Source organism: Halorubrum depositum, from assembly GCF_007671725.1.
Classification (GTDB): domain Archaea; phylum Halobacteriota; class Halobacteria; order Halobacteriales; family Haloferacaceae; genus Halorubrum; species Halorubrum depositum.
In genome coordinates, this window is record NZ_VCNM01000003.1 from 85,441 (window position 1) to 97,774 (window position 12,334).

At 70.6% G+C, this 12,334-nt stretch carries 11 protein-coding genes; 2 read left to right on the forward strand and 9 right to left on the reverse strand.

What is annotated here, in order from left to right; genetic code table 11:
* On the reverse strand, window positions 1-672 hold the full coding sequence (locus FGM06_RS14705; protein WP_144800029.1) for a DsbA family oxidoreductase: 672 nt from the start codon (window positions 670-672) through the stop codon (window positions 1-3).
* A gap of 85 nt (window positions 673-757) precedes the next feature.
* Between FGM06_RS14705 and thiD the strand changes: the two genes are divergently transcribed.
* Window positions 758-1,597: a bifunctional hydroxymethylpyrimidine kinase/phosphomethylpyrimidine kinase gene (gene thiD / locus FGM06_RS14710; RefSeq protein WP_144800030.1), complete on the forward strand. Its 840-nt coding sequence runs from the start codon at window positions 758-760 to the stop codon at window positions 1,595-1,597.
* Between the two features lie 38 nt (window positions 1,598-1,635).
* Here the strand turns inward: thiD and FGM06_RS14715 are convergent, their stop codons facing one another.
* The 8 genes from FGM06_RS14715 to FGM06_RS14750 form a co-directional block, all read right to left on the reverse strand.
* A complete protein-coding gene (locus tag FGM06_RS14715) occupies window positions 1,636-2,433 on the reverse strand; it encodes a ZIP family metal transporter (protein WP_144800031.1) in 798 nt (265 codons plus the stop codon).
* Between the two features lie 304 nt (window positions 2,434-2,737).
* Window positions 2,738-3,379, reverse strand: coding sequence for a hypothetical protein (locus FGM06_RS14720; RefSeq protein WP_144800032.1), 642 nt, complete (start codon window positions 3,377-3,379; stop codon window positions 2,738-2,740).
* Entirely contained in the window at window positions 3,379-4,308 is a 930-nt protein-coding gene (locus FGM06_RS14725) for a signal peptidase I (protein WP_144800033.1), read from the reverse strand. Before FGM06_RS14725 ends, FGM06_RS14720 begins: the two co-directional genes overlap by 1 nt.
* The gene (locus tag FGM06_RS14730; RefSeq protein ID WP_144800034.1) at window positions 4,308-5,384 is read right to left on the reverse strand and encodes a hypothetical protein; all 1,077 of its coding nucleotides are present in this window, start codon (window positions 5,382-5,384) and stop codon (window positions 4,308-4,310) included. Before FGM06_RS14730 ends, FGM06_RS14725 begins: the two co-directional genes overlap by 1 nt.
* Window positions 5,381-6,139, reverse strand: coding sequence for a hypothetical protein (locus FGM06_RS14735; RefSeq protein WP_144800035.1), 759 nt, complete (start codon window positions 6,137-6,139; stop codon window positions 5,381-5,383). The genes FGM06_RS14730 and FGM06_RS14735 overlap by 4 nt, the downstream gene beginning before the upstream one ends.
* Window positions 6,140-6,362: 223 nt before the next feature.
* Complete coding sequence (locus FGM06_RS14740) at window positions 6,363-8,093, reverse strand: SipW-dependent-type signal peptide and vWA domain-containing protein (RefSeq protein ID WP_144800036.1); 1,731 nt, start codon at window positions 8,091-8,093, stop codon at window positions 6,363-6,365.
* 134 nt (window positions 8,094-8,227) lie between these two features.
* Window positions 8,228-9,586 (reverse strand): choice-of-anchor W domain-containing protein, encoded by a 1,359-nt coding sequence (locus tag FGM06_RS14745; protein ID WP_144800037.1) that lies wholly within the window; start codon window positions 9,584-9,586, stop codon window positions 8,228-8,230.
* Window positions 9,587-9,723: 137 nt separating this feature from the next.
* A complete protein-coding gene (locus tag FGM06_RS14750; RefSeq protein ID WP_144800038.1) occupies window positions 9,724-11,205 on the reverse strand; it encodes a vWA domain-containing protein in 1,482 nt (493 codons plus the stop codon).
* Window positions 11,206-11,678: 473 nt separating this feature from the next.
* Between FGM06_RS14750 and FGM06_RS14755 the strand changes: the two genes are divergently transcribed.
* Window positions 11,679-12,239 (forward strand): DUF7344 domain-containing protein, encoded by a 561-nt coding sequence (locus FGM06_RS14755; protein ID WP_144800039.1) that lies wholly within the window; start codon window positions 11,679-11,681, stop codon window positions 12,237-12,239.
* Window positions 12,240-12,334 lie beyond the last annotated feature (95 nt).

The following is a 12,334-nucleotide window of genomic DNA, read 5'->3' on the forward strand; positions in this document are numbered from 1 at the left end:
TCAGGCGCCCTCAACGAGCCGTTCGAGCTGCTCCGGCGGCACCGCGCCGCGGGCGGCGTGGCCGTCGAAGGCGAACGTCGGCACGCCGGTGACCCCCCGCTGCCGCGCCGCGTCGAACATCGCCGTCACGCGCTCGCGGAGGTCGTCGTCGCCGAGCGCGGCGTCGACCACGTCGGCGTCGAGCCCCTCGACGTCTTCCGCGACGTCGACGAGCACCTCGCGGTCACCGATGTCGCGCCCCTCCCGCCACAGCGCCGCGAACAACGCGTCGTCGAAGGCGGGCCACGCCTCGGGGGCGGTCTCTTTCACGTGCACGGAGACGAGCTGGGCGGGCAGCGAGTCGACGTCGGTCGCGATCTCCTGGACCATCTCGACGTCGTACTGCTCTTGGAGCCGGCGGACGTTCTCGCGGGCCTGCGCGTAGTAGTCCTCGCCCTTCCCGTCGTCGACCTCGTGGTCGATCGTGCCGTCCGGATTGCGCTTGCCCGCCCGGAGGTCGAACGGGTGCCAGTCGACCGCGAGCGGCTCCTCGCGCGTCTCCCGGTACTCGGCGAGCGACTGTCGCCCGAGGTAGCAGAACGGACAGACGTAGTCCGAGTAGACGGTGATCGACTCGGTCGCGTCGTCGGCCGGATCGCCGTCGGCCGCGTCGTCGGAGTGAGCGTTCGACATACCCCGGGTTCGACGGCGAGCGTCAAAGGCCGTTCGGCGGCGGCGATCGCCACGACTTAGTATAATCTAGTGGTACCACTAATGCATGACCCGAGACCGCGACCCCGTCTCGCCGCCGGTCGCGCTGACGATCGCCGGCAGCGACAGCGGCGGCGGGGCGGGGATCCAGGCGGACCTGAAGGCGATGACGGCCCACGGCGTCTTCGGGACCGCGGTCGTGACGGCGACGACGGCGCAGAACACGCGGGGCGTCGAGGACGTCCACGCGGTCCCGGCCGACCACGTCGCGAGCCAGTACGACGCCGTGGTCGAGGACTTCGACGTCGGGGCGGTGAAGACCGGGATGCTGGCCACGGCGCCGATCGTCGAGACCGCGGCCGGGCTGCTCGCCCGCCGTCCGGCCCCGGTCGTCGTCGACCCGGTGATGGTCGCGGCGACGGGCGACCGGCTGCTCTCCCCCGCGGCCGAGGCGGCCTACGAGGGGCTGATCGAGCGCGCGACGCTCGTCACCCCCAACGCCGACGAGGCGGCGGTCCTCGTCGACGAGCCGGTCGAGACGCCGGCGGACGCCGCGGCCGCCGGGCGGGAGCTCGTCGCCCGCGGCGCCGGCGCGGCCCTCGTGAAGGGCGGCCACCTCGACGGGGACGCGGAGAGCGTCGTCGACACGCTCGTGATCGGGGACGAGGAGGCCGCCGCCGACCCGACCGTCCGCCGCTTCGAGAACCCCCGCGTGGCGACCGACGCGACGCACGGCTCCGGCTGCGCGTTATCGAGCGCGATCGCGGCCCGGCTGGCGCGCGGCGAGCACCTGACCGACGCCGTCGCGGGCGCGATCGACGGGATGGAGGCGGTGATCCGACGCGGCTACGACGTTGGCGAGGGGCCGGGGGCGGTGAACCCCGCGGCGTTCGACGGCGGGGCGTGAGGGGCGACGCCACGCGGGCGCGCGACGACGGCGGGATCTCAGACGAACGCGAGCGGCGTCATCAGCGCGACGCCGGCCGCGATCCCGGCGACGAGCACGGGCTTCCCGCCGCGGGGGAGCGCGGCGCCGGCGTCGAGCGCCTCCGGGACGAACTCGGTGGCGACGAGGTAGATCATCGCGCCGGCGGCGAATCCGAAGCCGTACGGGAGGAACTCGCGGGCGTACCGGACGAACGCGAAGGCGAGGACCGCCCCGATCGGCTGCGGGAGGCTGGAGAACACCGCCCACCAGACCATCTTCCACCGCGAGACGCCCATCGCCCGCAGCGGGATCGAGATCGCGGTCCCCTCCGGGACGTTGTGGATCGAGATCGCGATCGTCATGAACACCGCGAGCAGCGGGACGGTGAAGCCGAACAGCTCGGTCCCGCCCGCCAGCCCGAGGTCCGCGAACGAGACGCCGACGGCGACCCCCTCGGGGAAGCTGTGGACGGTCAGCACGCCGAGGATCAACACGAGCTTCTTGAAGTCCGCCTCCTCGTACTCTTTCGGGTCGATCTCGGCGTCGAGGAGCACGTCGTGCGCGATAACGACCAGGACGACGCCCGCGGCCAGCCCGATCCCGATCTCGACGGGCGTCCCCTCGGCGAGCCCCTCTCGGACGAGCCCGAACAGCGACGCGGAGACCATGATCCCCGAGGAGAACCCCCACAGCGCCACGTTCCCGCGGTCGCTGATCGAGTCGAACAGGAAGAAGGGCAGCGCGCCGATCCCGGTCGCGAGCGCCGTGAGCAGGCCGGCGACGAAGACGAACGCGAACGCGTCGAACGCGACCATCGCTTACCCGGACGTTCGGCGACCCCGCGTATAACTGCGACGGGCGGGCCCGGATCGCGAGAACGCGCCGGCGACTCCGGCCCGTCACGTGAGTTCCGTGCCTCGGTTCGGGACGGCGCGAGTCCGGACTCCGAACGGCCTCAACCGATCCCGCGAAGGAGCCCGAACGCGAGCAGGAGGAGCAGCAGCGCGGTCGACAGCAGCAGGACCATGAGCTTCGTTCCGGGGCGGGAACGCCCGCCTGAGTGAGCGACGGCCCCGCTCCGGCGGGTGCGGCCTCGGGGGGGCGGTAGCGGAGTCACGGTCACGCTTCGTCGGACGGCGACTCGGGGGACTCCCCGTCGGGGTCGTCGCCGTCGGCGTCGTCGCTGTCGGAGTCGTCGACGTCATCGCCTTCGCCGGACGCGGCGTCGGGGTCGTCTCCGCCGTCGGCGGTCGATTCGGTTCCCGTTTCGGTGCTCCCGCCGGCGTCGGTCTCCTCATCGCCGTCAGACGCTTCGGTCTCCTCCCCGTCGGCCGACGGTTCGGCCGCCGGATCGCCGTCGGGTTCGCTCTCCGTGTCGCCGAGGTCGGTGGGTGCAGATTCGTTGCTTCCGTTGTTGACGGGGTCAGTCGGTCCCCGTTCGTCGGCGTCGGGATCGCCGTCGGATTCGTTCAGCCCGCTCGACTCGTCGACTCCTCCCGAGCCGTTGACCTCGCTCGACTCGTTCAGCCCGTCCGACTCGTCGCCGTCGGCCGCGACGTCCGAGCCGCCGACGGCGGTGACGGCCGTCGGTCCGGCCGGGGCGAGGCGCTCGTCCGACACGAAGCTCTCGTTCGTCTCGAAGCCCACGCTCACCTCCGCGGAGGAGGTGAACACGGCGACGGTGTAGCCGCCGCCGAAGGCGACGGCCCACACCACCAGCGCGGCGACGACCATCGCGGCGAGGGGGCGCTCGGCGCTCATCAGTCCCCCTCCCCCGCGCCGTCGACCGGCGCGGCGACGTCCTCCGGGCGGGGAGCCGACGCGTGCGAGGCGTCCGCTCTGGCGTCGTCGTCGGTCGATTTTCGGTCGAGCACACCGCTCGCCGGGACCCAGACCGCGAGCGCGCCGAGCAGCAGCGTCGTCACCGCGACCGCGACCGCGATCGAGGCCGCGGTCCGGAGCTGGAACGCGACGTACGCGGCGTACGGCGCGAATCCGACCAACACGGCGGTCGCTCCGCCGACGGACGCGACCGACACGCCGCCGGAACCGGTCCCGGCGGCGGATTCGTCGGACGAGGGCTCGGCCGCGACGGCCGGAGCGCCCTCGGCGCCCGCTTCCGCGGCGTCCGCCGGCGCGGCGGTCACCGCCGACGACTCGGGCGACGCATCTCGGTCGGCTTCGCGGACGATCGACCACAGCTCGCCGGCCGCGAGGAGCCCGAACGGGAGCACCACGAGCGCGACGAACCCGGCCCGGGTGCCGGCGAACTGGATCACGTACCCGATGTACGGGATCGCGAACACCACCTCGCCGATGAGGTTGGTCCCCGGCACGAGCCCCGGATCGGGTCCCTCGTTGGCGTCGCCCATCGTCTCGAAGGCGACGCCGCCGTCGGCCGCGACGACGTCGATCACCCGGTGCGTCACGGGCACGTCGCTCGTGCCGCGTGAGAAGGTGATCACGTCGCCGGCGGCGATCGCGGCCGGGTCGCGCTCGGCGACGATCACGACGTCGCCCGGGGCGATCGCGGGCGTCATGCTCGCCGTGAGCACGACGAAGCTCTCGTCGGCGCCGACGACCTCGGGGGCCGCGAACACCGCGAACGGCGCCACGAGGGCGATCAACACGACGATACCGAGCACGTTTGCCGCTTTTTTGACGTTTGGTGATGTGAGTGGGTTGTTCATCAGATATCCTCCTCGCCGTCGCCGCCCTCGCCGTTGTTGCGGCCGTTCCGGCCGCCGTTCCCGCCCGCATCGCCGTCGGCGGCACAGACGAAGACGACGATGTGGCTGATCCCGTAGTTTCCGTCCTTTCCGTCCCGCTCGGGCGCGAACAGGGCCTCTCCCGTGTCGGGTCCGGCGGGATCGATCTCGTACCGCACGGTCTCCTGACCGCCCTTGATTTCGACCGCACAGAGGTTCGGGCCGGGGTTCCCGTCCGCGTCGATCAGCGCGAACGCGGCGCCGACCGCCTCGCCGTCTTCCTTCGTCTCGACCGCGGTGATCTCGATCGAGTGCGGTTCCGTGCCGTCGGGGAGCTCGACGAGCGGGAGGACGTCGCCGACCGCGAGCGCGGCCTCGACGTCGTCCGCCTTGCCGAACTCGACGCACGCCGGGCAGTCGTCCCCGGGCTCGTCGCACGTCAGGCCCGCGAAGGGGTTCGACGCGGCGGCGTCCGCCTCCGAGACGTGACGGCACTGCTCCGCGTAGAGGCGGAACGCGAGCGCGGCGTCGGTCCCCGCGAGCGCGTCGACCGCGTCGCCCGGGAGCCGCCAGCCGACCGCCACGTCGAGGGCGTCTCCGGGGTCGAGGCAGCCGACGTCGATCCGCTCCCCGTCGGCGAGTGCGCGCCGGACGTCCGCGATGGTCCCCTGACCACCGGGGACGGGGGTCCCATCGACGCGGACGTCGACCTCGAGCGCGTCCGCCAAGGCGTCGTCCGGGTCGGGACAGTCGGCGGCGAGCCAGACCCGAACGGGATTCGTCCGCACGCCGACGGCGAACCGCTCGGTGCCCGCGTCCCCGGGCTCGATGCCGGAGACGCCGAGCTCCACGGCGCCGTCGGTGACGTCGCCGTCCACCGTCAGCTCGACCCCGCCCGCGCCGAGGGCGTTGCCGCCGAAGGTCGCGCGGTCGGAGAGGTAGGCGCCGGTGCCGAGCCCGCTGGCCATGCCGACGGCGCCGACCCCGCCGATCCCGGTGAGCAGCTGGCGACGGCTCAGGCCGCTCGGGCGGCGCCCGCCGTCGCGTCCGGGGGTCACGACTGCCCCCCGTCGTCGCCGGGCGCCGTCAGGAAGGGGTTCTCCTCGTCGCCGCACGCGACCGCGGCGAACGAGAGGTCGAAGTCGACGGTGCCGCCCTGTCCGGCGTTGCCGCCGTCGGCGTCGAACGCCCAGGAGAAGGCGAGACAGCGCCGTTCGTCGGGCGCGAGGCACCCGTCTCCGAAGCCGCCGGGAGTCAGCTCGACGCCCGACGCGAGGGCGCTCCCGTCGAACGACGCGAGGGGGCCGGCGGCGATCCGCTCGCCGTAGGCCGCGAAGCCGCTCTCGGCACCGGCGCAGCCGCCGATGCCTAAGACGCCGGTGTCGTACCGAAGGTCGAGCGAGACGCGCTCGGCGAGCGCGGCGCTCGCCGGATCGCTCCCGACGCGCGGGACGAGCCTGAGCCACACGCGGACGCCGTCGGGGACGAGCCCCGCGGGGTCGTCGAGCCGGAGCCCGACGCTCGCGGTCCCGCTGTCGCCGGGGAGCGCGTTGTTCAGGTCGACGAGCCGGACGCCGGCCTCGACGTCCGCGACGGCGTCGGTCGGGCTCGCGTCGACGACCGAGCCGTTCTCGGTCCGGCGCCAGCCGACCACGACGTTCCACGGCGTGTCTGACTGCGCGTACGTGTAGTCGGAGTACTCGTTCCAGCTGCCCGTCGACCGGCCGCCGGCGGCGCCGAGGGTCGCGAAGCCGACGGCTCCGATGCCCGCGAGCGCCTCCCGCCGCGTGAATTGTGTCTCTTTTCGTGTCATACTGTGTGTTCGCGGCTCCGAACGGCCGTTCGTCGATGTGCTTCGTCACGCGTCCGGCGAGTGTATGTATGCGCGACCTACTCGTCTGCCCGGACGAGATACCCGTCCGGTCCGCGGGGCCTACCCGTCCGGTCCGCGGAGCCTACCCTCGCCGTCGACCGGCGAGGCGACCGGTCGCCGATCCCGACCGGCGTCGATCGGGTCGGCCCGGAGTTCGCCCGTATCAGGCGGACTGCTCCGGTCCGGCGCCGTCGTTGTGGCGCGCCTGTTCGGTGTAGAAGCCGAGGTCGAAGCCGAGCGTGTCGCCCTGGGCCTCGTTGCCCACGTCGATCGGGAGCTCCCACGAGAGCGCGACGCAGTGCATCACGCCGTCACCGCGGAACGCGTCGCGGGCCGGGTCGTCGGGGTCGTCGCCGAGCTCGTCGTACGGCGTCGCGCGGTTGCCGTCGAGCGGAACGCCGTTCCCGTCCGCGAGCGCCGCGAGGACGTTGCCGAGGGAGTCGTCCATGATGACCTTCTCCTGTGCGGTCTGGGCCGCGAGGCTGCCGAACACCGTCGGGATGTTGAGCGGGTCGTCGACGTCGCTGAAGAACGTCGGGTCGCCGCCCGATCCGCCGGCCGGACCGGCCATCGACTGGAGCACGCCGTCGTTCGCGCTGCCGACCGAGATCGTGTAGACGTCGGTGGCGGGGGCCGGCGCGGCCGCCCGGGCGTCGTCCGCGGCGCCGGTCGGCGAGGAGAACTGCGTGGTCCCGTCGCCGTTGAACGACTCGCCGTCCGAGAGCACGATATTGCGCTTCTCGGCGTTGGGACGACCGTTCGTGGCGAGCTCGGACTGCGCGTCGTCGACACCCTCGCCGATGTACGTGCCCGTCGCGATGCCGTTCGCGTTCGAGAACGGGTCGGGGTCGCCGTCGCCGTCGAAGGGCGCGGTCGGCTTGTCGCTCGCGGTGAATCCGGACCCGGTGACGACGTTCGCGAGCTTCTGGCGGAGGTTCGTCAGCGAGGCGTCGACCGCCGAGAGGTCGGTGGTGAGCGGCTGGTAGACGCCGGTCCGGGGGAGCGACTCGTCGCTTCCCTCGCCGTCGAAGTACGCGACGCCGACCCGCACGTCCGAGTTCTGCGACTGCAGGTAGTCGACGAACTGGCGGGTGCCGAGCTCGACGAGGTCGATCTTGGTCGTCTCGTCGTAGGTGGTGCCGCCGACGGTGATGTCGTCGTCGTTGACGACGCCGCCGTACTGGTCGTACAGCATCGAGCCGGAGAAGTCCAGCGTCAGCATGATGTCGACCGGCTCCGCGCCGTCGTACACGTTGTCGCAGTCCTCGTCGTACCAGAGCGTCGCCTGGATCGCGTCGCCGAGGTCGCCGAGGTTGTCCGGGTCGACGATTGCCTCCGGTTCGGTGTGAGCGCCGCCGTCCTCGCTCACGTTGCCCGCCTGCATCCAGATGTAGCCGGGGTTGTCACAGAGGTGCAGCGAGAAGGTGATCTCGCCGGAGTCGCCGGGCTTCACGTCGGAGAACTGCGCGAGCGTCTCCATCGCCTCGCCCGTGACGGGGTCGGTGCCGAAGTCCGCCTCCGACAGCGGCGGGATGGTCTCGCAGTCCAGGACCGGGAGATTCGCCCCGTTGCTGTCCTCGTCGTCCTCGTCCGGGAAGTCGCTGTACGTGAACACCTCGCCGTCGATCTCGACGGACTGCTCGCCGTCGCCGTCGTGGTCGGGGTGCGCGCTGACGAAGGTGTGGCCGTCGCCGAAGTCGTACGTCTGCTGCCAGTCGACGAGGAGGTCGAGCTGGCCGGCGGTGAGCGTGTTGCCGTCGAACGACTCGGTGTCGTTGAAGTACGCCGTGGTGCCTAAGCCAGCGCCCGCCGACGCCAGCCCGACCGCGCCGAGGCCGGCCAGGATCGTGCGCCGCGAGAGTCCGATCGTGTCGATGTTGTCGTTGTCTGTCATGAGTGTGATTCCCCGAGGGGAAGTCCCACCGACGGAGTCGAACCGTCGTACGCCAGTGTGGGTAGTTGCCGTCCGAGCCGCGACCGCGGTCGACGCCCGAGATCGCCCGGGCGATCGACGCGTGGTTGAAGGGTTTACTCGACGCTGATGTCGAAGGCCACGCCCTCCTCGGCGCCAGCGTAGTCGCCCTGCACGTCGACGGTCACGTCGCCGCTGATGGTGAACGTGTTCGCGACGTCGGCCGCGTCGGTGTCGAACACGAGGTAGGTGACCTCGCGGTCGGGACCGTCGTTGGTCGCCGAGATCGAGTCGGGACCGCTAAGCGCGGTCGGCACGCCATCCAAGTCGAGCGCGAGGTTCGCGACGGAGACGGTCGCCTCGTCGGCCTTCGTCGTGATCGCGAGTTTCCCGCTCGGAGCGGGGATCGCGCTAGCAACGTTCACGCCGTCAAGGGTGAACGAGGCGGTGCCGCTGCCGTCGTACGAGTAGCTGAACGGAACGGCGTTGCCGGGCGTCCAGACGTAGTTGTCGGTGTCAGCGCTCCCGACGTCGGGGCCGACGGCGACTTCCCACGAGCCCGAGGGGCCGTTGTTCCCGTAGCGGCCGCGGGCGAAGGAGGTCTCCTGCTCGGTTTCGAACTCCTGTTGCTTGGCGAAGCCCTCACCCGTCCGGGTCGTGACGCTGGGGATGCAGGGGTTGTTCGTCCCGTCGTTGTGGCGGGCCTGCTCCGCGTAGAACTCGAAGTCGAACGCGACCGAGTCCGTCTGGATCTCGTTGCCGACGGTCGTCGGGACGACCCACTCGAAGCAGACGCACTGATCGGAGACGTTGGGCACGTCGTCGACGAACGGTTCCTCGACGCCGTCGAAGGCGGGGCGGTTCGCGATCGGAGCGTCGGGGTTACCGTCGCCGTACAGCGGGACGCCGGCACTGAGCGCGTTCATCACGTCCGCCAGCGAGCCGGAGACGATCTCGTTTCCGCCCTCGCCGTCAGGGGTGCAGTACGAGACGGTCACTTCCATCGCGTCGGCGAGCTCGCCCATGCCCTCGCCGGGGTCACCGCCGGTCTCGTCGGCGTCCATCTCGGGCTCGCTCTGTCCGTTCTCGTCGTTCGCGGTCAGCTCGCCGCACATCCACATGTACGCGGGGTTGTCGACGATCGAGAAGCAGAACTCGCCCTCGCCGGAGTCGCCGGGCTTCAGGTCGGAGACCTGGATGCTGAGGGGTTCGCCGTCCTCCTCGCCGCCCACGACGTTGCCGTCGATGAAGGTACCGTCAGGGGTGGAGTACTGCGCGTAGCTGCCCTGGTCCTCAGAGTAGTCGACGTGGACGAACAGGTCCAGCTCGCCGGCCGTGAGCGTGTTGTTCTCGAACGACTCGGTGTCGTTGAAATACGCCGTGGTGCCCAGTCCCGCGCCGGCGGAGGCGACGCCGACCGCCCCGAGTCCGACCAGCATCTTGCGCCGCGATAGTCCGATTGTGTCGTCGTTCATTGTGTATCATCCCCAGTGGGGAACTCCCGACGGCGGTCGCGAACCGCCGCGTCGGCCGCCCCGCAGGGCGCCGAATCGGGAACCGGGCGAGTGTCGCCCGGGAGTGAGCAGGTGTGCCGCTCGATTTCGTGTTCGATTTACGATACGTTGGTGCTGTTGCTGTCGACGTCCGTCCCGTTGAACGAGACGTCCGGGTTGTCGTTGTGCCGCGACTGCTCAGCGTAGACGGCGATGTCGAAGCCGACGGAGTCGGTCTGGATCTCGTTGCCGACGTCGGCGGGGAGCGTCCATTCGAAGCCGATGCACTGGGTCGTCGCGCCGGGGTACGGCTGGCGGTCCTCGTCCTGACGGTTGCCGTCAAGCGCGAACCCCTCGGAGAGCTGCGCGAAGACATCGGTCATCGAACCGGAGATGATCTTCTGTTCGCCCTCCAAGACGATCTGCGCGATCTCGGCGTAGACGGTGTCGAGGTCGGCCGGGTCGGGCGCGAGGAACGCGTCGTCGGGCGACGAGGAGATGTCCTCGACGAGGTCCTCGTCGACGTTGTTGCCGAGGCCGATACCGAAGACCCGGATGCCGGCGTCCTTGGCCTGCTGGGCCTCGGTACGGGCGTCGCCGATGTTCTCGAAGCCGTCGGTGAGAACGATCATCACCTTCGAGGCGCCGGCAGTGGCGTTGGTCCCGTTGATGAGTTCCTCCTGGGCGACGTCGATGCCGCCCGCGACGTTGGTCTGGCCGCCCGCGGTGTAGTTGTTGATCGCGTTCTGCACCGCGGTGTAGTTCGTCGTCAGCTCCTGGTCCAGCGAGGTGCTGCTGCTGAACGAGATCGCGGCGGCCTCGTCCGGCGCGGAGAGGTTGCCGACGAAGCTGGTCGCAGCCGCCTTCAGCGCCGAGAGGTTCGAGCCGCTCATCGAGCCGGAGGTGTCGCTGACGAGCGCGACTTCGAGCTCCTGTTGCTGGCCTGTGCCGGTGGGCTCGTACACGTTGTCGCAGTCCTCGTCGTACCAGACGCAGACCTCGATGGCGTCGGCGAGCTCGCCGATCCCGTCGGCGTCCTCGCCCTCGGCTGCCAGTTCGGGCTCGGACTGACCGTTCTCCGCGTTCTCGGTCAGCTCGCCCGCGAGGTAGAGGTACGCGGGGTTGTCACAGATGTGGATGCTGATCGTCACTTCGCCGGAGTCGCCGGGCTTCACGTCTTCGAGCGTGAACACCGGGATCCCGTCGCCGTTGACGAGGAACTCGTCGGCCTCGGGCGAACAGAAGTCGAACTGCTCGCCCATAACGAGGTCTTCCCACGCCTGCATGTCCGCGGGGCTGGGCGCCTGTCCGAGCAGGTACCGGCCGCCACCGAGATCTTGCGCGAGCGTCTCGTCGTTCGGGCCGTACCCCATCGCCCGGATGTCGTCCAGACGGCCGGGGCCGCCGAGGTACGTCGACTTGTAGTCGAGCTTGAGATCGAGCTCGCCCGCGGTGAGCGTGTTGCCCTCGAACGTCTCCGTGTCGTTGAAGTACGCCGTGGTACCGAGTCCCGCGCCCGCGGAGGCCACGCCGACGGCCCCGAGGCCGGCGAGCAGCTTGCGCCGCGAGAGTCCGATCGTGTCGTTGGTGTCCGGGTTCATGGTTCTCGCCGACTCGCCCTCCGACCGCGTCGAGTAGCCGAATCGGTTACTTCCCCCTCCGAGGGATACCCACCTAGTTACGCGCAGCCACGTCACCGTCGAACGATCGGTTCGATTCGGTGGAGCGAGCAGTTCGATCCGGTGGAACGGACGGTTCGCGCGGTCAAACGCCGCGTTCGATCGGCGGTTCGGTGATCCTACTTCGGGCAAAATCGACGACATGAACCCCATACTTCGACCGCGGCGGGCGGTACGGGACGCGTGCCGCTTCGGACGTGAGATCGGGGGCGATCGGAGCGAGAGGGCGGCGTCCACGGGGGCGCGGGCTATCGGTTTCGAGGCGTCGAATATCGGGTCGAGGTACCACGCGACGCGGACCGAACGGGGGTAGCGAGTGCATATCTATCCCCCCGAGGGAAGATGTAGCGCTAACGACCGATCTCCGCGTCGCGCGGAGCGTCGGACCCGCATCCATGAAACTCCGAAACGACGTCCTTCCGGCAGAGCAGGTGTACGCCATCCTCGCGAACGAGCGCCGTCGGCGCGCCCTCGAGCAGCTCGAGAGCGTCGGCGGCGTGGTGACGGTCCACGAGCTGTCGACGCTGGTGGCGGGCCGCGAGACGGGCGAGAGCCCGCCGCCGACGCGGTGTCGCGAGAGCGTGTACACCTCGCTCGTCCAGACGCACCTGCCGAAGCTGGAGGAGCTGGGCGTCATCGAGTACGACCGGGAGACGCAGACGATCGAGCTGTCGCGGCACGCGCGGGACGTCTCCCTGTACACCGAGATCGTCGCCAAGGGCGGGGTGACGTGGTCGGAGCTGTATCGCGCGCTCGGGGTCGCGTCGCTGACCGTCCTGCTCGCGGCGCTGCTCGGCGCACCGCTCGTCTCCGCGGTCGATCCGATCCTGCTGACGAGCGTCGCGCTCGCGCTGTTCGCCGCCGCGAGCGCCTATCAACTGTGGCTCAACCGCTTCTCCGTGCTCCGGCAGCTCCGGATCGGACGCAACGGCCTGCGCTCGCGGCGCCGAAGCTGAGACGAACGCCGCGTTCCGCGATCTGCCGGTCCTATTCTGAGCAGTCTGATGTTTCGCGCGCGCCTGCGAGCGGCCGCCTCCGGCGGCCGCGAGTC